21 protein-coding genes and 5 pseudogenes are annotated in these 22324 nt (G+C 65.2%); 14 read left to right on the top strand and 12 right to left on the bottom strand.

From position 1 onward, the window contains the following. The 10 genes from paaX to AOQ71_RS27335 all read left to right on the top strand — a co-directional run. The coding region (gene paaX, locus AOQ71_RS27380) for a phenylacetic acid degradation operon negative regulatory protein PaaX (protein WP_245317177.1) at window positions 1–671 on the top strand (671 nt) is incomplete at its 5' end. A 76-nt stretch (window positions 672–747) separates the two neighbouring features. Next, window positions 748–1752, top strand: coding sequence for a 1,2-phenylacetyl-CoA epoxidase subunit PaaA (gene paaA, locus AOQ71_RS27375; RefSeq protein WP_057753204.1), 1005 nt, complete (start codon window positions 748–750; stop codon window positions 1750–1752). A 10-nt stretch (window positions 1753–1762) separates the two neighbouring features. Then, window positions 1763–2050: a 1,2-phenylacetyl-CoA epoxidase subunit PaaB gene (paaB, locus tag AOQ71_RS27370; RefSeq protein WP_008136594.1), complete on the top strand. Its 288-nt coding sequence runs from the start codon at window positions 1763–1765 to the stop codon at window positions 2048–2050. A 13-nt stretch (window positions 2051–2063) separates the two neighbouring features. Next, window positions 2064–2840 carry a 1,2-phenylacetyl-CoA epoxidase subunit PaaC gene (gene paaC, locus AOQ71_RS27365; protein WP_057753202.1) on the top strand — a complete coding sequence of 259 codons (777 nt, stop codon included), beginning with the start codon at window positions 2064–2066 and terminating at the stop codon, window positions 2838–2840. Next, a complete protein-coding gene (paaD, locus tag AOQ71_RS27360) occupies window positions 2834–3337 on the top strand; it encodes a 1,2-phenylacetyl-CoA epoxidase subunit PaaD (RefSeq protein ID WP_057753200.1) in 504 nt (167 codons plus the stop codon). The genes paaC and paaD overlap by 7 nt, the downstream gene beginning before the upstream one ends. 165 nt (window positions 3338–3502) lie before the next feature. Next, the gene (gene paaE / locus AOQ71_RS27355) at window positions 3503–4585 is read left to right on the top strand and encodes a 1,2-phenylacetyl-CoA epoxidase subunit PaaE (protein WP_057753198.1); all 1083 of its coding nucleotides are present in this window, start codon (window positions 3503–3505) and stop codon (window positions 4583–4585) included. 55 nt (window positions 4586–4640) lie between these two features. Then, a complete protein-coding gene (paaI, locus tag AOQ71_RS27350; protein WP_057753196.1) occupies window positions 4641–5090 on the top strand; it encodes a hydroxyphenylacetyl-CoA thioesterase PaaI in 450 nt (149 codons plus the stop codon). Window positions 5091–5120: 30 nt separating this feature from the next. Continuing rightward, window positions 5121–6452 carry a phenylacetate--CoA ligase PaaK gene (gene paaK, locus AOQ71_RS27345; RefSeq protein ID WP_057753194.1) on the top strand — a complete coding sequence of 444 codons (1332 nt, stop codon included), beginning with the start codon at window positions 5121–5123 and terminating at the stop codon, window positions 6450–6452. 98 nt (window positions 6453–6550) lie between these two features. Continuing rightward, window positions 6551–7555, top strand: coding sequence for a quinone oxidoreductase family protein (locus AOQ71_RS27340; protein WP_057753791.1), 1005 nt, complete (start codon window positions 6551–6553; stop codon window positions 7553–7555). A 2-nt stretch (window positions 7556–7557) separates the two neighbouring features. Beyond that, window positions 7558–8613, top strand: a complete 1056-nt coding sequence (locus AOQ71_RS27335) for a YeeE/YedE family protein (protein WP_057753192.1) — start codon at window positions 7558–7560, stop codon at window positions 8611–8613. Here the strand turns inward: AOQ71_RS27335 and AOQ71_RS50025 are convergent. Both AOQ71_RS50025 and AOQ71_RS27330 read right to left on the bottom strand, forming a co-directional pair. Continuing rightward, window positions 8592–8702: pseudogene (locus AOQ71_RS50025) on the bottom strand (EamA family transporter); the annotation flags it as partial. The gene AOQ71_RS27335 and the pseudogene AOQ71_RS50025 sit on opposite strands and share 22 nt — an antisense overlap. Window position 8703: 1 nt before the next feature. After that, window positions 8704–9424: pseudogene (locus tag AOQ71_RS27330) on the bottom strand (DMT family transporter); the annotation flags it as partial. A 178-nt stretch (window positions 9425–9602) separates the two neighbouring features. On the opposite strand from AOQ71_RS27330, the gene pdxR reads away from it, so the two are divergent. After that, window positions 9603–11033 carry a MocR-like pyridoxine biosynthesis transcription factor PdxR gene (gene pdxR / locus AOQ71_RS27325; protein WP_205668267.1) on the top strand — a complete coding sequence of 477 codons (1431 nt, stop codon included), beginning with the start codon at window positions 9603–9605 and terminating at the stop codon, window positions 11031–11033. On the opposite strand, the pseudogene AOQ71_RS48620 reads toward pdxR, so the two are convergent. From AOQ71_RS48620 to AOQ71_RS27300, 6 genes and pseudogenes are all read right to left on the bottom strand, one after another. Continuing rightward, window positions 11030–11367 (bottom strand): annotated as a pseudogene (locus tag AOQ71_RS48620) (OsmC family protein); the annotation flags it as partial. The gene pdxR and the pseudogene AOQ71_RS48620 sit on opposite strands and share 4 nt — an antisense overlap. Before the next feature lies 1 nt (window position 11368). Further along, window positions 11369–12251: pseudogene (locus AOQ71_RS27320) on the bottom strand (alpha/beta hydrolase family protein); the annotation flags it as partial. Between the two features lie 24 nt (window positions 12252–12275). Next, window positions 12276–12935: a sulfite oxidase-like oxidoreductase gene (locus AOQ71_RS27315; protein WP_057753188.1), complete on the bottom strand. Its 660-nt coding sequence runs from the start codon at window positions 12933–12935 to the stop codon at window positions 12276–12278. 17 nt (window positions 12936–12952) lie between these two features. Beyond that, window positions 12953–14275, bottom strand: coding sequence for an MFS transporter (locus tag AOQ71_RS27310; RefSeq protein ID WP_057753186.1), 1323 nt, complete (start codon window positions 14273–14275; stop codon window positions 12953–12955). A gap of 33 nt (window positions 14276–14308) precedes the next feature. Beyond that, window positions 14309–15529, bottom strand: coding sequence for a cytochrome P450 (locus AOQ71_RS27305; protein WP_057753184.1), 1221 nt, complete (start codon window positions 15527–15529; stop codon window positions 14309–14311). Between the two features lie 56 nt (window positions 15530–15585). Further along, window positions 15586–15795: a ferredoxin gene (locus tag AOQ71_RS27300; RefSeq protein ID WP_018648108.1), complete on the bottom strand. Its 210-nt coding sequence runs from the start codon at window positions 15793–15795 to the stop codon at window positions 15586–15588. Window positions 15796–15948: 153 nt separating this feature from the next. Between AOQ71_RS27300 and AOQ71_RS27295 the strand changes: the two genes are divergently transcribed. Beyond that, complete coding sequence (locus tag AOQ71_RS27295) at window positions 15949–16596, top strand: TetR/AcrR family transcriptional regulator (protein WP_057753181.1); 648 nt, start codon at window positions 15949–15951, stop codon at window positions 16594–16596. On the opposite strand, the gene AOQ71_RS27290 is transcribed toward AOQ71_RS27295, so the two are convergent. From AOQ71_RS27290 to AOQ71_RS27275, 4 genes are all read right to left on the bottom strand, one after another. Then, complete coding sequence (locus tag AOQ71_RS27290; protein WP_057753179.1) at window positions 16593–17243, bottom strand: aspartate/glutamate racemase family protein; 651 nt, start codon at window positions 17241–17243, stop codon at window positions 16593–16595. The genes AOQ71_RS27295 and AOQ71_RS27290 overlap by 4 nt on opposite strands. Before the next feature lie 171 nt (window positions 17244–17414). Beyond that, window positions 17415–18428, bottom strand: a complete 1014-nt coding sequence (locus tag AOQ71_RS27285; RefSeq protein ID WP_057753177.1) for an amino acid ABC transporter substrate-binding protein — start codon at window positions 18426–18428, stop codon at window positions 17415–17417. Between the two features lie 12 nt (window positions 18429–18440). Further along, window positions 18441–19790: an aspartate aminotransferase family protein gene (locus tag AOQ71_RS27280; protein ID WP_057753175.1), complete on the bottom strand. Its 1350-nt coding sequence runs from the start codon at window positions 19788–19790 to the stop codon at window positions 18441–18443. 3 nt (window positions 19791–19793) lie between these two features. Continuing rightward, window positions 19794–20666 carry a MurR/RpiR family transcriptional regulator gene (locus AOQ71_RS27275; RefSeq protein ID WP_057753173.1) on the bottom strand — a complete coding sequence of 291 codons (873 nt, stop codon included), beginning with the start codon at window positions 20664–20666 and terminating at the stop codon, window positions 19794–19796. 87 nt (window positions 20667–20753) lie between these two features. On the opposite strand from AOQ71_RS27275, the gene AOQ71_RS27270 reads away from it, so the two are divergent. Together AOQ71_RS27270 and AOQ71_RS48615 are read left to right on the top strand one after the other, a co-directional pair. Beyond that, a complete protein-coding gene (locus AOQ71_RS27270; protein WP_057753171.1) occupies window positions 20754–21941 on the top strand; it encodes an amino acid ABC transporter permease in 1188 nt (395 codons plus the stop codon). 2 nt (window positions 21942–21943) lie between these two features. Beyond that, a pseudogene (locus tag AOQ71_RS48615) lies at window positions 21944–22324 on the top strand (amino acid ABC transporter permease); the annotation flags it as partial.

Here is a 22324-nt window from a genome sequence, read left to right as displayed (position 1 = left end):
CCGATGGCTGGCTGACGCGCGAGAAGGTCGGCCGCAACAGTTTTTATCGTCTCGCCGAGAAGGGCCGAGAGACGTTCGAAGCCGCGACGCGCCACATCTACGATCCGCCGCCGTCGGACTGGACAGGCCGCTTCGAGCTGCTGCTGATCGGCAACGGTGAAGACCGCGACGCCTCGCGCGAGGCGCTGCGCAATGCCGGCTTCGGCAGCCCGTTGCCGGGCGTGTGGGTCGCACCGTCGGGTGTGCCGGTGCCTGAGGAGGCCGCGGGCGCGATCCGCCTCGAGGTGTCGGCGGAGGATGACAGCGGGCGTCGCCTGCTCAGCGCGAGCTGGCCGCTGGAGCGCACCGCGGACGCCTATCTGAAATTCATGAAGACGTTCGAGCCGCTGCGCGCCGCACTGGCGCGCGGCACGGATTTGTCCGAGGCCGACGCCTTCACGGCACGTATCCTGCTGATCCACTATTACCGCCGTGTCGTGCTGCGCGATCCGTTGCTGCCCGAAAGCCTGTTGCCGGCGGATTGGCCGGGCAGGGCGGCGCGCGAGCTTTGCGGCGAGATCTATCGCGCGCTGCTTGCTCCGTCCGAACAATGGCTTGATGGCCACGGAACCAATGAAAAGGGACCGCTGCCGCCGGCGCGGAAGCTGCTGGAGCGTAGGTTTGGCGGCTAATCTATATGTTACAGAAATATCTTGCATGAAGTAATTTCTGTTATATATTGCCTCCCAACAAAACGGGAGGACGCGCATGTATACCCAGGCGCTGAACACGGCCGAGACCGACGATCGCGGTCTTGAGGATGCGGCCAAGGATGCGGCTAAGGCTGCGCAGTTCCAGGCCCGTATCGATGCCGAGGAGCGCATCGAGCCGAATGACTGGATGCCGGCGGCCTACCGCAAGACGCTGACCCGCCAGATCTCCCAGCACGCCCATTCGGAAATCGTCGGCATGCTGCCCGAAGGCAACTGGATCACGCGCGCGCCGACCTTGCGCCGCAAGGCCGCGCTGCTCGCCAAGGTGCAGGACGAGTGCGGCCACGGGCTCTATCTTTACGCTGCGGCAGAGACGCTCGGCAGCTCCCGCGAAGAGCTGGTCGACGCCATGCTCGCCGGGAAAGCAAAATATTCCTCGATCTTCAATTATCCGACGCTGACCTGGGCCGACATCGGCACCATCGGCTGGCTGGTCGACGGCGCCGCGATCATGAACCAGATTCCGCTATGCCGCTGCTCCTACGGCCCCTATGCGCGCGCGATGATCCGCGTCTGCAAGGAGGAGTCGTTCCACCAGCGCCAGGGCTACGAGATCATGCTGACGCTCTGCCGCGGCTCGGACGAGCAGAAGGCGATGGCGCAGGATGCGCTGGACCGCTGGTGGTGGCCGGTGCTGATGATGTTTGGCCCGCCTGATGCGACGAGCCAGCACAGCGACACTTCGACGAAGTGGAAGATCAAGCGCTTTTCCAATGACGAGCTGCGCCAGAAATTCGTCGATGCCACCGTGCCGCAGGCGCAATATCTCGGCCTCACCATTCCAGATCCCGGCATGACCCAGGACGCGGATGGCCATTGGCGCTACAGCGAGATCGACTGGACCGAGTTCAAGCAGGTGCTTGCCGGCAACGGCCCGTGCAACCGCGACCGCATGGCCGCGCGCCGAAAGGCGCATGACGAGGGCGCCTGGGTGCGCGAAGCGGCTACCGCCTATGCCGCCAAGCGCGCCCGGCGTCAGACCGCGCAAGCCGCGGAATAGGGAGATCAGGATGGCCACGCCGAACACTCCGCTGTGGGAAGTCTTCATTCGCAGCCGCAACGGGCTTGCGCACAAGCATGTCGGCTCGCTGCATGCGAGCGACGCCACCATGGCGCTGCAGGCCGCTCGCGACATCTACACCCGCCGCGGCGAGGGCCTCTCGATCTGGGTGGTGCCGTCGACCGCGATCACCGCCAGCGATCCCGCCGAGAAGGGCATGATGTTCGAGCCGGCGGAATCGAAAATCTACCGGCATCCGACCTTCTACGAGGTGCCCGAGGAAGTGGGACACATGTGATGGGGGTGATGTGATGTCTTCCGCCAACATCCAGGTCTCCGAAACGCCGTTGGTGCTCTACGCGCTGCGGCGCGCCGACGATGCGCTGATCCTTGGCCATCGGCTGTCGGAATGGTGCGGGCATGCGCCGATGCTGGAAGAGGACATGGCGCTATCCAACATTGCGCTCGACCTGATCGGTCAGGCACGCGAGCTCTACACCTATGCCGCCAAGGTCGAGGGCAGGGATAACGACGAGGACAAGCTCGCCTATCTGCGGGATGTCAGGCAGTACCGCAATCTGCTGCTGGTTGAGCAGCCCAACGGCGACTTCGCCCAGACCCTGGTGCGGCAGTTCTTCTATTCCGCCTTCGCCGATATCTATTGGCGTGCGATGATGGCTTCGCGCGATGCGACGCTCGCGGCTGTCGCCGCGAAGTCGGAAAAGGAAAGCGCCTATCATCTGCGCCACGCGTCGGAATGGATCGTCCGGCTCGGCGATGGCACGGACGAAAGTCACGCACGCGCGCAAGCCGCGATCGATCACCTCTGGGCCTTCACCGGCGAGATGTTCGCCGTCGACGACGGCGAACGCGCGCTGATCCACGCCGGTATCGCGATCGATCCCGGCACCCTGCGCGGCCACTGGCTGACGACGCTGTCCGACGTCGTCAGCGAGGCAACGCTTGTACTGCCGCAGAACGACTGGATGCAGCAGGGCGGCCGTTACGGCCGGCACAGCGAGCATCTCGGCCACCTCCTGTCCGAGCTGCAATCCATGCAGCGAACCTTCCCGGGGCTGACATGGTGACGGTGCTCGAGCGCGACAGCGAGCTGCGCAAGCGCGCCTGGGACGCCGCGGCGAGCGTGGTCGATCCCGAGATTCCGGTGTTGACCATCGCCGATCTCGGTGTGCTCCGTGATGTCTCCGTCGACGGCGACCGCGTCGAGGTCGCGATCACCCCGACCTATTCGGGCTGCCCGGCGATGAACATGATCGCGCTGGAAATCGAGATCGCGCTGGAGCGCGCCGGCTTCCACCGCCCGACGGTGCGCACGGTGCTGTCGCCGGCCTGGACCACCGACTGGATGAGCGAGGAGGGGCGCCGCAAGCTGCGTGCCTACGGCATCGCGCCACCGCAAGCCTCAAGCTCACGCCGCGCGCTGTTCGGCGAGCAAGCCGTCGAGTGCCCGCAATGCGGCTCCGACAAGACCGAGCTGCTGTCCGAATTCGGCTCGACCTCCTGCAAGGCGCTCTGGCGCTGCAAGGCCTGCCGCGAACCCTTCGATTATTTCAAGTGTCATTGAGGCGCACGATGCCCATCCGATCGTCATTGCGAGCGCAGCGAAGCAATCCAGACTGTCTCCGCGGAGGGATTCTGGATTGCTTCGCGGAGCCTGTCGTCGGGCCGCGCTTTGCGCGGACCCGGTGGCTCGCAATGACGGCTGTGGCCCAAATCTAGGGTATCCAAGATGTCCGCAGCCGCACCGCGCTTTCACCGCCTGGCCGTCAACGACCTCCGCCGCGAGGCGTCGGACGCCGTCTCGATCACCTTCGCCATCCCGCGCGAGCTCGCCGACGACTATGCTTTCAGCCCCGGCCAGTATCTCACGCTGCGCACCACGCTGGACGGCGAGGAGGTGCGCCGCTCCTATTCGATCTGCTCCGGCCCTGACGACGGCGAGATCCGCATTGCCGTGAAGAAGGTGGACGGCGGCGCGTTTTCGAGCTGGGCCGCGGAGGAGCTGAAACGCGGCGACGAGCTCGACGTGATGACGCCGACCGGGCGCTTTGGTGTGATCCCTCCGGCCGAGGCCGGACGCATCCATGTCGGCTTTGCCGCGGGCTCCGGCATCACGCCGATCCTGTCGATCGTCAAGGGCGTGCTGGCGCGCGAGCCGGACAGTCGCTTCTTCCTGTTCTACGGCAACCGCACGACCGACAACATCATGTTCCTGGAGGCGCTCGAGGAGCTGAAGGACCGTTTCATCGATCGCCTCTCGATCTTCCACGTCATCTCCGGTGAGGAGCAGGACATCCCGATTCTGCATGGCCGGCTCGACGGCGGCAAGGTGCGGGTGCTGCTGCGCTCGCTGGTGCCAGCCGACAGTGTCGACCACGTCTTTATCTGCGGTCCCCTGGGCATGAGCGAGGAGATCGAGGCCACATGCCGCGATCTCGGCATTGCGGAGGAGCGCATCCATGTCGAGCGTTTCGTCTCGGAGTTCGGCGGCAAGCCGCGGCCGAGGAAAGTCGTCGTTTCAGATGCGCCGCCGAAGGCGGTCGCATCGCTGATCATCGACGGCAAGCGCCGCGACGTGCCGGTCGCCGAGGACGAGGCCATCCTCGATGCCGCGCTGCGCGCCGGCGTCGATCTGCCCTTTGCCTGCAAGGGCGGCATGTGCTCGACCTGCCGCGCCAAGCTGGTCGAGGGCGAGGCGCCCATGGACATCAATTATTCGCTGGAGCCCTGGGAGCTCAAGGCCGGGTTTGTTCTCACCTGCCAGGCCAAGCCATCGTCGGAGCGCGTGGTGGTCGACTACGACCACGTTTGACAGTCTTGGCCATCAGGCAGAACATCATGAGCAAGCATTTCACCGGGAGAAGCGCGTGAACGTCAAAGCCGCCCTGTCGCCTGAGGATATCGCCCGCGCCTGTGCCGATGCGATGTGGGCCGAGGACGATGCCTCCAAGGGCCTCGGCATGGAGATCGTCGAGATCGGCCCCGGCTTCGCGACGCTGGCCATGATTGTGCGTCCGGACATGGTCAACGGCCAGCGCATCGCCCATGGCGGCTTCATCTTCACGCTCGCCGATTCCGCCTTCGCCTTTGCCTGCAACTCGCACAATGAGCGCGTCGTCGCGGCGCAGGGGCAGATCACCTTTCTCAAGCCCGGCAGGCTCGGCGACCGCCTTGTTGCGACGGCGCGCGAGGTGAGCCGCGGCGGCCGCTCCGGCATCTATGATGTGCGTGTCACCGCGGGCGACACCGTCATTGCTGAATTCCGTGGGCATTCGCGTGTCGTTCCGGGCACGTGGCTGCCGAGGCAAGATCAATAAAGAGAACAACACATATGTGGGGAAACGAGAATGGCTTCGACGAAGCTGAAGGAAGGCGGCCACGTCCATAAGGCCGAGATGGACGCGCATGAGCGCGCCTCACGCGATGAGATCATGGCACTGCAGACGCAGCGGCTGGCCTGGTCGCTGAAGCACGCCTATGACAACGTCGCACATTATCGCAAGGCCTTCGACAAGGCCGGCGTGCATCCCTCGGACTTTCGCGAGCTGTCCGATCTCGCGAAATTTCCGTTCACGGTGAAGACGGACCTCCGCGACAATTATCCCTTCAACATGTTTGCGGTGCCTCGCGAAAAGCTGGTGCGCGTGCATGCCTCTTCGGGCACGACGGGCAAGCCGATCGTCGTCGGTTATACCCGGCGCGACATCGACACCTGGTCGGACGTCATGGCACGCTCGATCCGCGCCGCCGGCGGCCGCACCGGCATGATCATCCACAATGCCTATGGCTATGGCCTGTTCACCGGCGGGCTCGGTGTGCATTACGGTGCCGAGAGGCTCGGCTGCACGGTGGTTCCGATCTCCGGTGGCATGACCGAGCGGCAGGTGCAGCTCATCAATGATTTCAGGCCCGACATCATCACGGTGACGCCGAGCTACATGCTGGCGATCCTGGACGAGTTCAAGCGGCAGAAGCTCGATCCGCGCCAATGCTCGCTCAAGATCGGCATCTTCGGCGCCGAGCCCTGGACCAATGCGATGCGCGGCGAGATCGAGGACGCCTTCGATATGGACGCGACCGACATCTACGGCCTCTCCGAGGTGATCGGCCCCGGTGTTGCGCAGGAGTGCATCGAGACCAAGGACGGGTTGCACATCTGGGAAGACCATTTCTACCCCGAAGTGATCGACCCCGAGACCGGCGCGGTGCTGCCTGATGGCGAGAAGGGCGAGCTGGTGTTCACCTCGCTGACCAAGGAAGCGTTCCCCGTGATCCGCTATCGCACCCGCGACCTGACCCGGCTGCTGCCGGGCACCGCGCGGCCGGGCATGCGGCGCATGGAGAAGGTGACGGGCCGCTCCGACGACATGATCATCCTGCGCGGCGTCAATTTGTTCCCGACCCAGATCGAGGAGGTGCTGCTCGCGACCGATTGGTGCGGCGGCCACTTCATCCTGGAGCTGACCCGCGAAGGCCGCATGGACGAGCTGACCATCATCGCCGAGGCCCGGCCCGAGAGCTGGGATGGCCGCGGCCTCGTCGACCATGCCGACCGGATCTCGACCCACATCAAGAACACGATCGGCGTCAGCTCCAGGGTCCAGGTGGTCGCGCCAGCCACGCTGGAGCGCTCGCTCGGCAAAGCCAAGCGGCTCTACGACAAGCGGCCCAAGGATTGATCAAGGATTGATCAAGGATTGATCAAGGACTGAGTTGACGGATTGACTTGACCGCCCCCAGAGGCGACAAGGCCGGCGAGAAATCGCGGGCCCTTCCCATGTCGCCAGCCGATACCATGACCATCGAAGCACGTTGCGTTCGCCTCAACAGCAAGGCCGAAAACGCTGCTGCGCTTGCCCCTGATGTCGAGCGTCGCACGCTCGCGCGTGGTCCGAACGATCTGCTGATCGAGGTAAAGGCCGCCGCCGTCAATACATCCGACGTCAAGGCTGCGACCGGGCTGATGCCTTACGCCGTGTTCCCGCGCACGCCGGGCCGCGACTACGCCGGCGTGGTGATCGACGGTCCGGCCGGCACGGTCGGCAACGAGGTGTTCGGCTCCTCCGGCGATCTCGGCATCCGCCGCGACGGCACGCATGCGAACCATCTCGTCGTCGAAGCCGACGCCGTGGTGGAGAAGCCGAACACGGTGTCATGGGAGGAGGCCGCCGGCATCGGCGTGCCCTTCGTCACCGCGATGGAGGGCTTTCGCCGCGCCGGCGTTCCGAAACCGGGCGAGACCGTGCTGGTGTTCGGCGTCAACGGCAAGGTCGGGCAATCAGCGGTGCAGATCGCGACCTGGCAGGGTGCGCGCGTCATCGGCGTGGTGCGCAAGGCGGAGGCCTATGAGGGCCACAGCAATGCGCCGATCGAGGTGATCGACGCTTCCACAACCGATGTCGCCACGCGCGTGCGCGAGCTGACCGGCGGCAAGGGCGCCGACATCGTCTTCAACACGGTCGGCGATCCCTATTTCCAGGCCGCGCACAAGTCGCTCGGCCTGCGCGGTCGCCAGATCCTGATCGCCGCGATTGACCGCATCGTGCAGTTCAACATTCTGGAATTCTATCGCGGCCAGCACACCTATGTCGGCATCGACACGCTCGGCCTGTCCTCGGCTGCGACCGGCGCGGTGCTGCGCGATCTGGAATCGGGCTTCGCGAGCGGGCATTTGAAGCCGTTCCCGATCAAGGCGAATGCGATCTATCCGCTTGAGCGTGCGAAGGAGGCCTATGTCGCCGTGGCCGGCTCGTCGCGCGATCGCGTGATCCTGAAGCCGTAATCATGGAGTCCACCCAACTCGTCATCCTCGCCGGCCTCGTCATCGGCCTTGTCTATGGCTGCGTCGGCCTGCTCAGCGGCTTCTGCCTGATGAGCAGCATGCGCGGATGGCTGGCGGAGGGGGATGGGCGGCTGGTGCGAACTTACGCGCTGGCGATCGCAGTCGCGATTGCCGCGAGCCAGCTCCTCGCCGGCCGCGGCATGGTCGATCTCGGCAAATCGATCTATCTGCAACCGACCTTTTCGGTGCCGGTGCTGTTCCTTGGCGGCCTGCTGTTCGGCTACGGCATGGTACTGTCGAACGGCTGTGGTTCGCGCGCGCTGGTGCTGCTCGGCCGCGGCAATCTCCGCTCCTTCGTCGTGGTGATCGTGCTCGCCATCGCCGCGCAGATGACGCTCAAGGGCCTGATCGCGCCCGCGCGCATTGCGCTGGTCCAGGCCTCGCAGATCACAGTTGGTGCGAATTCGCTGCCGTCGGTACTCGCGACGCTCGGTGTCACTGGCGTGGTTGCGCGCGCGCTGGCCGCGGCTGTGATCGTCGTTGCGCTGATCCTGTTCGCCTTCGCTCATCCGGCGTTTCGCCGCTCGCCGGGCCAGGTCGCGGCAGGCGTCATCGTGGGCCTTCTCGTTGCCGGTGGCTGGTACGTCACCGGCTATCTCGGTGCGGACGACTTCAATCCGGTGCCGGTGACTTCGCTCACCTTCATCGCCCCGATCGCCGATAGTCTGCAATATGCGATGCTCTCGACCGGGCTGACGCCGAACTTCGGCATTGCGACCGTGGGCGGGGTCTTCGCGGGCAGCCTGCTCACCTCGCTCGCCACCGGTCGCTTCAAGCTCGAAGGCTATTCCTCGCCGCGTCACATGCTGCGCTCAGGCACCGGCGCCGCGCTGATGGGGATCGGCGGCGTGATGGCGTTCGGCTGCTCGATCGGGCAGGGACTCACCGGTATCTCGACGCTTGCGGTCGGCTCGTTCATCGCAGTCGCCGGCATCGTGCTCGGCACGGCGGCGGGCCTGCGCGGAGCCCTGCGCGTTCAGCCGCTCGCAGTCGCCTGACGGCGCAACATCCGATCGCCCAAGGTTGCAAGGCCGATGCCGGTCACGATCAGCGCGGCTGCGATGACGAGGCTGATGTCGATCGGCTCNGGATCGCCGCGCTGGCGATGCCGACGAGCGGCGTCCCCGTGGTGCCGAGCGCCGTCGTCAGCGCCGAGATGCTCCTGTTGACCATCGACATCGCCCAATAGGCCAGCGCCGTCCCGATCAGGCCGGAATACAGCAGCAGCAGCACCAGCTGCCATGACCATGCCGCATGCGGCAGGCCATCGGTGATGACGGCCAATGCCGTGAGCACGATGGTCGCAACCAGCACCTGCCAGATCAGCAGCTGGAGCGGAGAGCCGATCCAGCGATGCGCCCGGAGATAGATGATGTTCGCGGCCCAGGAGATCGCGGCGAGAATCACCATGCCGGCGCCGAGCAGGACGTTGCGATTGCTCCAGTCGATCGAGGCGGGATTCAGGATGACGGCAAGGCCGACCAGGCCGAACAAGGCGCCGGCAAGCTTGGGTGCGGTCAGCGTATCCTTGCCGAGCATGGGTGCTGATATCGCGACCCACAGCGGCGTGGTGTAGCCGAGCACGATCGCCTTGCTCGCGGGCAGGAAGCGCACACCGGCGGCGACCAGGACAGAGAATATCGTCATGTGCAGCAGCGCCACGCTGAGGATGACAGGAATGTCGCGCCGCTCCGGGATCACCAGATTGTCGCTCGCCTTAAGGATCACGAACAAGCCGGCCAGCGCGATCCAGCTCCGGATCGCCGACGTCCATAGTGGCGGAAGGAACTGCACGATCTGCTTGGTCATCGACCAGTTCACGCCCCAGGCCAGCACGACGATCAGGAACAGGCCGATGGCGCCGCGGGGAGACAAGGAAGAGTTCATCGCAAGGTCCTTGAAGCAGTCCGGTGCGGTGGATAGCATCCGGACTGGCACCTGAAAAAGTGCCAGATTCGGAAGGAATAAAGTGCCAGTTTCGGACAGCATGATCTCCGGCCTGATCGACCTGAACCGCGCCGGCGAGCAGGGGCTGGTGGCGCAACTGACGGGGCAGCTTCGCGGCCTGATCGCGGCCGGCCGCATCGCCAAGGGCTGCGCGCTGCCGTCCAGCCGCAGGCTCGCCGGCGATCTCGGTGTCTCACGCAACACCGTCACCTATGCGTTCGAGCAGCTTGCCGCCGAGGGATATCTCGCCGCATCGCATGGACGTCGTCCTGTGGTGACCTTCGACGGCGGCGAACCGATCGAAGGCACGGGCGTTGCCACATCGAAGGCCCGTCCCGCCACGCCTCGGCTTTCACCCTGGGCTTCGAAGCTGAAGCAGACCGACTGGCCGATGTCCTATCAGGCGCCCCTCAAGCCGCTGCGTCCGGGACATGGCGATTTCCGGGAGTTTCCGAACGAGGTCTGGGCGCGGTGCCTGCGCCGCAGCGCCGTGCGTGCCGCCAGGCGTGAGCTTGGTCCCGTCAACCGCGCGCGGCTGCGCGAGGCGCTGGCGCATTACCTCGCGGCCAGCAGGGGCGTTCGCGCAGCCGTGGACCAGATCGTGATCCTGCCGAGCGCGCAGGCCGCCCTGACCTTGATTGCGGCCGTGCTCATCACGCCGGGCGATGAGGTCCTTGTCGAAGATCCCGGCTATCCCGGCGCGGCCGTCGCCTTTCGTGCGTCTGGTGCGCGCGTCACCGGCATCGGGCTGGATCGGCAGGGCATGCAGCAGATGCCTGGGATGGCCGCGCCGAAACTCATCTTCACGACGCCGTCGCATCAGCATCCGACCGGGCGGTTGATGTCGCTGGCCCGCCGCACCGCGTTTCTCGGGTCAAGCAGGCCCGGCAGGACCTGGATCGTCGAGGACGACTACGATGGCGAATTCCACTATGACAGCCGCCCGGTGCCGTCCCTGCAAGGGCTCGATGCCCATGGTCGCGTGTTCTATGTCGGCACCTTCTCGAAGGCGATGACGTCGGATATCCGGCTCGGCTATCTCGTCGTGCCTCCGGCGCTGGTCAGCACATTCGAGATTGCGCAGCGGCATATCGGCCTGATCGCATCCAGCCACATCCAGGAGGCGCTCGCCGAGTTCATCACTGACGGGCATTTCCTGGCACATCTGCGCCGGATGCGCCGGCTGTACCATCTCAGGCGCGATCATCTCGTCGACGGGCTGCAGCGCCATCTCGGCGAGGCGCTGACGGTCGAGGTGCCCCAGGGCGGCATCCAGCTGGTCGCTCGCCTGAAACGAGGGCGCGCCGATCAGGCGGTGGTGAAGCGCTTGGTCGACGCCGGCGTTGAAGCGCGCGCACTATCCAGCCTGGCGCTGGGCAAGCCGCGCGATCATGGCCTGCTGCTCGGCTTTGCGGCCTGGCGCGAGAGCGAGATCAGCGCGGCGGTGCGAACGATGGCGGCATGCTTCTAATCCACGGCCTTGGTCACGATACGGATCTCCGAGGTCAGCGTTCGGTGCACCGGGCACTTGTCGGCGATCTCCATCAGCTTCTTGCGCTGCTCGGCATCGAGCGCGCCGTCCATCGCGATCTCGCGCTCGATCTGGTCGAGCATGCCGTCGCGCGTCTCGCATTCCGCGCAGTCCCTGGCGTAGATCTTCGAGTGCTTCAGCGTGACGGTGACGCGGTCGAGCGGCAACGATTTGCGGTCGGCATAAAGGCGCATGGTCATGGAGGTGCAGGCGCCTAAGCCCGCCAGCAGGAAATCATAGGGGCCGGGGCCGGCATCCTCGCCGCCAGCCGCTTNGCTCGTCCGCCACGAGATGATGCGGCCCGACGGTGATGAGCTGGTCGAACTTGCTCTTGCGGGTTTCCTGGACCACGACCTTGCGTGGTTCCTCGGGGAGATCGATCGCTTTTGCGGTCTTTGCCGTGTCGATGTAGCGGCTGGCCCAGGCGGCGATCACGTCGGCCGCATAGAGCGCATCGGCCGGCCTGGTCAGCAGATGATCGGCGTGGTCGAGCGAGACGAAGCTCTTGGGATGCCTGGCTGCAACGAAGATCTTGGTCGCATTTTCGATGCCGACGGTGTCGTCAACGGGCGAGTGCATCACCAGCAGTGCCTTGTGCAGGCCGGTGATGTCCTTCATCAGCTCGTGCTCGACGATGTCGTCGAGGAATTCGCGCTTGATCCGGAACGGGCGTCCGGCAAGCGAGACCTCGACTTCACCCTGCGCGCGGATCGCATCCACATGTTCCCCGAACAGGCCGGTGACATGAGCCGGGTCGGACGGTGCTGCGATGGTGACGACGGCTGTTGCCTCAGGTATCTTGCCGGCGGCCGCCAGGATCGCGGCGCCGCCCAGGCTATGGCCGATCAGGATCGACGGCGCCTTGCGGGACCTGCGGAGATGATCGGCCGCGCGCACGAGATCGGCGACGTTCGAGGTGAAGGTCGAATTGGCAAAATCGCCTTCGCTGGAGCCGAGGCCGGTGAAGTCGAAGCGCAGGACCGCGATGCCCTTGGCGGCGAGCGCAACCGAGATGCGTTTTGCAGCGAGCGTGTCCTTGCCGCAGGTGAAGCAGTGCGCGAACAGTGCGTAGGCTGCGGGCTCGCCGTCCGGCAGTTCGAGCGCCGCCGCGAGCTGATGACCGCCTTCACCGGTGAACTGGAAGCGTTCGGTCTGCATGGGCTCCCCCTTGTTTGCTTGAGGCTAGTCCCCTGAATAGCGCTGCTCGGCCCAGGGATCGCCGCGATTATGATAGCCGCGGACTTCCCAAAAGCCCGGCGCATCCTCAGTCACGAATTCGATGGCTTGCAGCCATTTGGCGCTCTTCCAGAAATACAGATGCGGCACGACGAGCCTGACAGGGCCGCCATGCTCGTCCGACAGCGGCTGGCCCGACCAGCTATGGGCCAGCAGCGCATCCTCGGCGGCAAAGTCTTCCAACGCGAGGTTGGTGGTGTAGCCGTCATAGGAATGCAACACGACGAAGCGCGCATTCTCGCGCGGCTGGCAGACCGCGAGCAGCTCACGCGTGGCCAGGCCTTCCCACTGATTGTCGTAGCGCGACCAGGTCGTGACGCAATGGATGTCGGAGGTGAACTGCTCCTGCTTCTGCGCAGCGAACTCCGCGTAGGTCCAGAATATGGGATTATCGATCGCGCCGTAGACGTCCAGCCGCCAGCGCTCGCGCGACACCGGCGGCACGACACCGAGATCGAGCACCGGCCAGTCCTTTGTCAGATGCTGGCCGGGCGGCAACCGCTGGTCTTCAGGGCGCGTGACCTTGCCGGTAAGGAAGCGGCCTTCGCGCGCCCATTTCTCCTTGGTGCGGGTCAGCTTGCTGTCGGATGGCGTTTCGTCGGCCATGGTCTACTCGAAGTCAGCTACTCGTGGCGATGCATCGCGGATTCGCGCTTGGTGTCGCGCATGGTGGAATAGATGATCAGCGACAGGAAGATGATGCCGGCGAGATAGTAGTAAAACCATTGCTCGTGCCCGATGGTCTTGAAATAGAGTGCGATCGCCGGCGCCGTGCCGCCGAAGATGGAGACGGTGATGGCGTAGGGCAGTCCGACGCCGAGCGCGCGGACAGTGGTTGGAAACAGCTCGGCCTTCACCACCGCGTTGATCGAGGTGTAGCCGGCGACGAACAGCCAGGCGCAGCTGATCAGGATGAACGCCATGAAGGGCGATTTGGTCTCCTTCAGCGTCATCAGCAGCGGCACGGTCGCGAGGGTGCCGGCGACGCCGAAGAAGATCAAAAGCGGTTTGCGGCCGATCTTGTCGGAGATCGCGCCGTAGATCGGCTGGAGGATGGTCGCGAAAACCAGCGTGCCGAAGATCACGAAGGTGGTCTGGTCCTCGGTCAGCCCGACCGAGAGCTTGACGAAGGTCTGCATGTAGGTGGTGAAGGTGTAGAACGCGGCGGTGCCGCCGGCGGTGAGGCCGACCACCAGCAGCAGCTCGCGCGGATAGCGCAGCAGATTGGTGATCGAGCCTGATGGCTTCACCACCCTCTTGGCTTCCTCGAAGGCTTCGGTTTCGTGCAGATTGCGCCGCATCACCGCGGCAACGATCGCGAGCGCCGCGCCGATCGCGAACGGAATGCGCCAGCCCCAGGCCTTCAGCTGATCGGGCGTCAGGAAGACCTTTTGCAGGAGCAGCAGCACGATGATCGCGGTCAGCTGGCCGCCGATCAGGGTGACGTACTGGAAGCTGGAATAGAAGCCGCGGTGCCTGGGATCGGCGACCTCGCTCAAATAAGTGGCGCTGGCGCCGTATTCGCCACCTAAGCTCAGCCCCTCGATGACCCGGGCGAGCGCCAGGATGACCGGCGCGGCGAAGCCGATCGTCGCGTAGGTCGGTGTCAGCGCGATGATCAGCGAGCCGAAGCACATGAACACGACTGATAGCGTCAACGAAATGCGGCGGCCGAAATGGTCGGCGATGTAGCCGAACAGCCAGCCACCCAGCGGGCGCATCAGGAAGGTCGCCGCGAAGATCACGGCGGCATTGAATTGCTGCACCACGGGATCGTTGCCGGGAAAGAAGGCCGGGGCGAAATACAGCGCGAAGGCCGTATAGGCGTAGAAGTCGTACCACTCGACGAGATTGCCGACGGAGCCGATGAAGATCGCCTTGATTCGCCGCTCGGCGTCGGCGATGTCGAAATGGTCAGAGGCCGGTTCGATTGCTTGCTCTGTCACGTCCGGCCTCCCAGAAGTCTGTTGTCTGGGTGCCTACATCGCCTTTCCCAGCAGAAATGGCAACTGGCGAGGTCCCCGCACCGTGCCCTGCGACCAGGTCACGGTGCCGGCGGGATCGAGGGCGAAGTCCGGAATTCGCTTCAGCCATTCCTCCAGCGCAACCTGCATCTCCATTCGCGCCAGATTGGAACCGACGCAGCGGTGGATGCCGAGGCCGAAGGCGGCATGGCGGTTCTCCCGGCGATCGATCACGACCTTGTCGGCGTCCGGAAACATTTTTGGGTCCCGGTTGGCGGCCGGGAAGGACAGCAGCACCATGTTGCCCGCCTTGACCGGACAGCCCGAGACCGTGGTGTCCTTGACCACCTCGCGGGCCATCGTGACAGGCGAATAGGCGCGCAGCAGCTCCTCCACGGCGGTGGGCATCAGACCTGGCTCGGCGATCAGCCGCGCGCGATCTACAGGCGTCCGGGCGAGATGCCACAATGAGGAGCCGATCGCGCTCCAGGTGGTGTCGATGCCCGCGATCAGGAGCAGCCGCAGCGAGCCCAGCACGTGCGACTCTTCCAGCGGCTGGCCCTCCTTGTCCTTGGCGTTCATCAGATAGGAGATCAGGTCGTCGGTCGGCTTCGACCGGCGCGCCTCGATATGCCCCCTGAAATACTCGCTCATCTCCTGCACGGCCTGCATCAGCTTGGTCTCGTCCCTGATGCCGAGCTCCAGGATCATGTGGATCCAGTTGATGAAGAGATCGCTGTCGCTTTCGGGAATGCCGAGCATGTGGGCGATGGCCCGCACCGGGATGTATTTGCTGTAGCGCGCGGCGGCGTCGACCTTGCCGTCGGCAATGAACCCGTCGATCAGCTCGTTGCAGATCGCCCGCATCCGCGGTTCCAGCTTCTTCATCGCATCCGGCGTGAAGGGCGGCAGCAGCAATTGCTTGGCCGGCTTGTGCACGGGCGGGTCCGACGTGATCGGCGGGGCCGCGTTCCTCGCGACCTCGGGCCGGACGTCGCGAACGATGATTCGGCGCGAGGAGAAATGCTCGGTGTCGTTGGCGATCGCGCGCACCGCCTCGTAGGTCGTCGGCATGTAGCAACCGAGGAAGCGCTCGGTGTGCACGATCGGACTCGCGGCGCGCAACTCCTCCCAGATCGGAAACGGGTCGTCCGTCCATTGCGGATCGGTGTGGTCGAAATCGTTGACCCAGTCGGTCACGGGCGGATGGGCGACGGGCTGGCTGACATCGGACATCGGAAGAATCCCTTGAGGCTCGTGTTCGCTGAAGGCGCGCGCGGGCAGGCGCCGCGCTACTCCTCGATCACATCGATCGCGATTTCCGGGCAGTTGGATTTGGCAAGCCAGGCCTTGTCTTCGAGCCCTGGCGGAACTGTGCCATCGCCGGCCTCGTGGGCGTTGCCGTATTCGTCGAGCTCGAACAATTCAGGCGCCAGCGCCTTGCAGCGTGCATGGCCCTGGCATTTGTCGGGATCGACGTGAACTTTCAGTCGTTCTGCCATTGCGGCTCCCTCGGTCGTGTGCGCGTAGCCCGAGGGCTGCGCGTTCCTCTTAATCTATTGTCGGCGGCATTTGCCGCTCATTCTAAGTTATATGCTATTACATTCGCGGCAGGCTTCCCCTGTCAAGCGCAAACTTATAGGCTTGCCCCTAACATGCGATCGCAACTCGCCCGCAAGCCCGAGAATACCTACCACCATGGCGATCTCCGTGACGCCCTGATCAAGGCCGCGTTGCGCGAGGCGGAGCAGGGCGGGGCGGAAGCGATCAGCATCAAGGCCCTGGCAAAGCAGCTCGGCGTCTCCCAGCCGGCACCCTACCGGCATTTTGCCGATCGCGAGGCGTTGCTGGCCGCGGCGACCGCCGAGGCCTTCCGGCAGTTCAGCGCGATGTTGCGCGAAGCCATGACGAAGCCGTCGAAGCAATCGAAATTGTCACGGCTGGCGCAGGCGACGCTCGACTTCGGTCTGCGCCGTAACGGCGTCTATCGTTTGATGTTTGCATCCCGCACCGTCTCTTGCGCGGCCAAGGGCAGCGAGCTGCACGAGGCCACGCGGGAGACTTTTGCGCTCGTGATCGAAGCGCTGGAGGCCCCCGCGGTCGGCTATTTGCGCGAGCGGCAGGCGCTGAAGATCTGGGCGGCGCTGCACGGCGTGGTGATGCTCGCCGCGCAGGGCCTGTTCACCGGCGAGGCCGCACATGCCACGCGCGAGGAGCTGGTCGAGGATTTCGTCAACGAGACCAAGGCCGCGCTCGCCGTTGCGATCAAGGACGCGCAGCGACGCAAGAAGGCGGGCGCTTAAGGCATTGCCTCCAGCAGCCCCTTCAGCTTCTCGACCGCGCTGTCCGGCGTCGTCACGACCGGACGGCCGGTGGCCTCCGCGACCAGCGGAGCTGATGATGCGATGCTGAACTGGGCCAGTGCGATCACGTCGCAGTCGCGCAGGTCTTTTGACGCCTCGACGATCAGCCGGTCATGCGTGGTGCGGTCGCCGCGATCGAGTGCGGCCAGCGCGCCCTCGGCGAGTTTCGGCACGATCTGGACGGAGGCCGGAAACTCCGGCGGCATCGAGGCCAGCGTCGGCGGGAAGGTGGAGAGCAAGCCGATGCGCTTGCCCATCGTCACCGCTCGCTCGATCATGGCTTCGTTCGGCTTCAGCACCGGCATCGGTGCGTGTGCGCGCGCGACCGCTTCGATGCAGGGGCCGAAGGCCGAGCAGGTGAACAGGATCGCGTTCGCGCCCGTGGCTGCGGCGTAATCGCCGAGCGCGAGGAAGCGCCCCGTCATGGCGTCGCCAAGCTTGCCGTCACGCGCCAGATCCGCCGACAGGCTGTCGTCGAGCAGGTTCATCAGCCGCGCCTCCGGCCACGCTTGCGCGAACGCCGCCTCGATGGGGGCGATGGAGTGCTTGAGGGCATGGATCAGGGCGATGCGAGGAGATGTCGTCATTGAACGTGACTACCTGGGAGGTCTCGTGCCCCCGGACGCAGCGCAATGCGAAGTATTGCGCTGCAGAGCCGGAGCCCATTGTAGCTGCTGGGTCCCCGGCTCTGCGCAGCGGCGTACCGGACGATGCTTCGCATCGCCGGGAACGCCGCAGCGCGTCCGGGACATGCGGCCTTACTTGAACGGCACCGCGTACATCAGGCCGCCCTTGCTCCAGAGGCCGTTGAGGCCACGTTCGAGCTTGAGCGGGCTCGCTTTGCCGACATTGCGCTCGTAGATCTCGCCGTAATTGCCGGTGGCCTTGATCGCCGTGACCAGCCATTTGTTGTCGAGACCAAGCCGCGAGCCGAGATCGCCGGTGGTGCCGAGCAGCCGCTGGATGGCGGGCGTCTGCGACTTCGTCATCTCGTCGACATTGGCCTGGGTGACGCCGAGCTCCTCGGCTTCGATCAGGCCGTAGTGCAGCCAGGTGATGATGTCGCTCCAGACCTCGTCGCCATTGCGGGTGAAGGGGCCGAGCGGCTCCTTGCTGATGGTCTGCGGCAGCACGACGTAGTCGGCCGGGTTCGGCGCCGCGGTCGTCACCGCGCCGGCGAGCGCCGAGGCGTCCTGGGTCATGGCATCGCAGCGACCGCCGAAGAAGGTCTGGTACATGGTGTCGACGCGGTCGAACACCAGCGGCTTCCAGTCGATGCCGTTGGCGCGGCCGTAATCGCCGAGCGTGACCTCGTGCGTGGTGCCCTGCGCGACGCAGACGGTGGCGCCCTTGAGATCCTTGATCTCCTTCACGCCGAGGTCCTTCTTCACGACAAAGCCCTGGCCGTCGTAGAAATTGATCGGACCCTGGCGCAGGCCAAGCGTCACGCCGCGCAGGTACGTCTGCGTCGAATTGCGGTAGAGCACGTCGATCTCGCCGGACTGCAGCGCCGTGAAGCGGTTCTGTGCGGTCAGCGCGACATAGCGCACCTTGTTGGGATCGCCGAGCACACCGGCGGCGAGCGCGCGGCAATAGTCGACGTCAAGGCCCTTGTAATTGCCCTGAGAATCCGGTGCCGAGAAGCCGGCAAAGCCGGCGCTGACGCCGCACACCAGCGTGCCGCGGCTCTTGACCGTATCGAGCGTCGCCGCCTGGGCGACCACCGTCGTCGCCGCGAGCACGCAAGCTGCGATAACCACTTTCCTCATCATGCTACTCTCCCCTCAATGATTGACACTACGCAACACGTTGTCGACGCTCGTGCCGAGCTTGTCGACGATCTGGTCGATCTCATCTGCAGACGCGATATAAGGTGGCGCCAGCAGCACATGGTCGCCGCGGACGCCGTCCACGGTGCCGCCGCCGGGATAGCAGCCGAGCCCGTTGGCGAACGCTTCCGCCTTGATCTTGTGGTTCAGCTTGAGCGCCGGATCGAAAGATGTGCGCGTGGCGCGATCGGCGACGAGCTCGATCGCCCAGAACAGGCCGCGTCCCCTGATGTCGCCGACATGGCGGTGATTGCGGAAGCGCTCGGTGAGCCGCTGCTCGAGCTGCTTGCCGCGCTGCTTCACTTGCTCGAGCAGATTGTCCTCGCGGATCACGTCCTGCACGGCGAGCGCCGCCGCGCAGGCGAGGGGATGTGCGAGATAAGTGTGGCCATGCTGGAACGCGCCAGATCCGGCGCGGATGGTGTCGATGATCGCCCTGCTCGCCAGCATCGCACCGATCGGCTGATAGCCGCCGCCGAGACCCTTTGCGATCGCCTGGATATCAGGGGCGACGCCTTCCTGCTGCCAGGCGTGCGTGGTGCCGGTGCGGCCCATGCCGCACATGACCTCGTCGAGAATGAGCAGTGCGCCGTGCCGATCGCAAATCTCGCGCACAGCTCGGAAGTAACTGTCCGGCGCAGTCACCGCGCCGGCGGTGGCGCCGACGACGGGCTCGGCGAGGAACGCGGCGACCGTGTTGGGGCCAAGCCGCTGAAACTCCGCTTCGAGCTCCGCGGCGAGGCGCGCCACGAATTGCGCGTCGGATTCGCCGTCGCGCTTCTCGTGATACGCAAACGCCGGTGTCACATGGCTGAAGGCGGCCGAGAGCAGCGGTGCGTAGGGCGCGCGGCGCCAGGCATTGCCGCCGGCGGCGAGCGCGCCGAGCGTATTGCCGTGATAGCTCTGGCGTCGTGCGATGAAATGCTGCCGCTGCGGTTCGCCGCGCTCGATGAAATATTGCCGCGCGAGCTTGATGCTGGCCTCGATCGCCTCCGATCCGCCGCTGACGAAATAGGCGTAGGCGAGGCCGCCGGGCTCATCGCCGACGAGCCTTTCGGCGAGCGCCTCGGCCGGCTCGGAGGAGAAGAACGCAGTGTGCGCATAAGCGAGCGTCGAGGCCTGCTTCGCCATCGCGGCGATCACACGCGGATGCTGATGCCCAAGGCAGGACACCGCCGCGCCGCCGGAAGCGTCGATCACGCGCCGCCCGTCCTCGGCAAAGAGATAAACGCCTTCGCCGCCGATCGCCTTGGGCGGCGTTTCGCGCAGCGAACGATGCAGCACGCGGCTGGTTCGGGTGCTCATGGGTCAACCTTTCTCCGAGACATAGGTGGAGGCTGCAGCGAGCCGCGCCTCGGTATCCTGAAGGCGCTTCTTGGCGGCCGCGCCGCCGAGCGAGAACGTTACCGCGGCCAGCGACTGCGCGATCGCGAGCGCGCCGGTGAGGCTCGGGAAGAATCCGGGCGAGGAGGCTGCTTCAAACAGCAGCACGTGATCGGCGCCTTCGGCCATCGGCGCGGCCAGGCTGTCGGCGATCGCGATCAGCGTTGCGCCGGCGTGATAGGCGGCCTGTGCGACGCGGACGCTGGCATTGGTGTAGGGCATGAAGCCGATCACGATCACGGCCTCGCCGGAACGGAACGCGCCGAGATCGAGATCGTCGGGGCCGGAGGCGCCGACGATTTGCACCTGCTCGGGGCGGAACAGCCTGAGTTCGTAGTTGAGCAATTCGGCGACGCTGCGGCAGCTGCGATAACCGGTGATCCAGATTCGGTTTGCATCGTGCAGCGCGCGGGCCGCGTCCGCGATCGCGTGAGCGGAGATGCGCGGCAGGCCGGCGGCTTCGGCCTCGAGCTTGTCGGTGATGAGCGTGACGTCGGCATGCGGGCCGTGGCGGCGCCCTTTTGCGCGAGCCGAGAACGGCGAGGTCTCGGACGGCCGCCGTGCCTCGGTCAGCGCCGCGCGCAATTCGTCCCAGCCGGAATAGCCGATCGCCTTGGCAAGACGCGTGAACGCGGCAGGATCGGCGCCGGCCTCCGCCGCGAGATCACGCATCGAGCGGGTGGTGGCGTCGTAATCGTTGGCCGCGACAAAACGTCCGACCTCCTGCAAACGCAGGGGGAGCGATGGCAACGCAATGCGCAGTTCGCTCAACGGCGAGGATTTCGCTGATACGACCATGAAACATTTGTTGCATGGAATAGATTTTGATGCAACAGTTGATGCGCGCCGCCGGAAATCGCTGTTTTCGAGAAGGATTTTTGTGCTGTGACCTCAGATGATCCCAGGCCGCCGCCGCGCCGCAGTTTCCTTGGCGCGCTCGGGCCAAACGAATTGAGGGGCCTGTTCTGGCAGGTGCTGGTGGTCGGCATTGCCGTTGCCGTCATCGTCTTCCTCTGGTCCAACACGGTCACCAACCTGTCGGCGCGACGCATCACCACCGGCTTTGCCTTTCTCGGCCGCGAGGCCAGCATGCCGATCGCCGACAGCCTGCTCGCGTATAATCCGAGAGACAGCTACCTCTGGGCCTTCGTCGTCGGCGTCGCCAACACGCTGCGTGTCGCGGTGATCGGCATCGTGCTCGCGACCATCCTGGGCACGCTGATCGGCATCTCGCGGCTGTCGGCGAATTGGCTGCTGTCGCGACTTGCCGCCGTCTATGTCGAAGTCCTGCGCGACATTCCGCTGCTGCTTCAGCTCCTGTTCTGGTACGTGCTGATGCAGGGTTTGCCGGCCGCACGCGCGGCGTGGCGGCCGGTCGACGGTGTGTTCCTCTCCAATCGCGGCCTGATCCTGCCGGCGATCCCGATTCTGACGCCGCAGCTCTCGGTGCTCGGCACCGCCGTGCTGGGCTTCATCGCGTTCCTTGTCATCAGGCGATGGCTGGTCGCGCAGCAGATGCGCGACGGCAAGCCGCGTCCGGCCTGGCCCTTTGCGCTCGGCCTCATTGTCATACTGCCATCAACGGTGTCGCTGCTGCTCGGCGTGTCCTGGACGATCGAATGGCCGCAATTGCTGGGCTTCAACTTCGTCGGTGGGCTGACGCTCGCGCCGGAATATTTTGCGCTGCTGATCGCGCTCGTCACCTACACCTCGGCCTTCATCGCCGAGATCGTGCGCAGCGGCATCCAATCGGTGCCGCGCGGGCAGTGGGATGCCGCCAGCGCACTCGGCCTGCGCCGCAGCTTCATGCTGCGGCAGATCATTCTGCCGCAGGCGCTGCGCGTGATCGTGCCGCCGATGACGAGCCAATATCTCAATTTGACCAAGAACTCCTCGCTCGCGGTCGCGATCGGCTATCAGGACGTGGTCTCGGTGGCCAACACCACGCTGAACCAGACCGGCCAGGCGATCGAGGTGATCTCGCTGATCATGGCCGTGTTCCTCACTATCAGTCTTGGCATCAGCTTCTTCATGAACTGGTACAATGCGCGCATCGCGCTGGCGGAGCGCTGAGCATGACCGCGATCACCGACATGCCGGATCTGCCACGCGCCGCCCGCCGCCCGCAAATCGGCAACCCGGTGCTGCGCTGGCTGCGCACCAATCTGTTCTCGTCGATCGCCAACGGCATTCTCTCGATCATCCTGCTGGCGGTGCTGGCCAAAGGCGTGATCAGCTTCGTGCAATGGGGCATCGCGAACGCGGTCTGGCTCGCGCCGGCCAACGATTCCAGCGCCTGCAAGGCCGTGCGCGGCTTAGGAGCCTGCTGGGCGATCATTCCTGAAAAGTACCGCTTCATCCTGTTCGGGACCTATCCTTTCGACGAGCAGTGGCGGCCGGCGCTGTCGGTCGCGCTGTTCATCGCGCTGTACTTTCTCTCCACCCGCCGCGCCCTG

The sequence above is a fragment of the Bradyrhizobium manausense genome (assembly GCF_001440035.1).
Lineage (GTDB): Bacteria > Pseudomonadota > Alphaproteobacteria > Rhizobiales > Xanthobacteraceae > Bradyrhizobium > Bradyrhizobium manausense.
The sequence above is the reverse complement of the archived record's forward strand: the minus strand, read 5'-3'. Positions and strand labels throughout refer to the sequence as shown.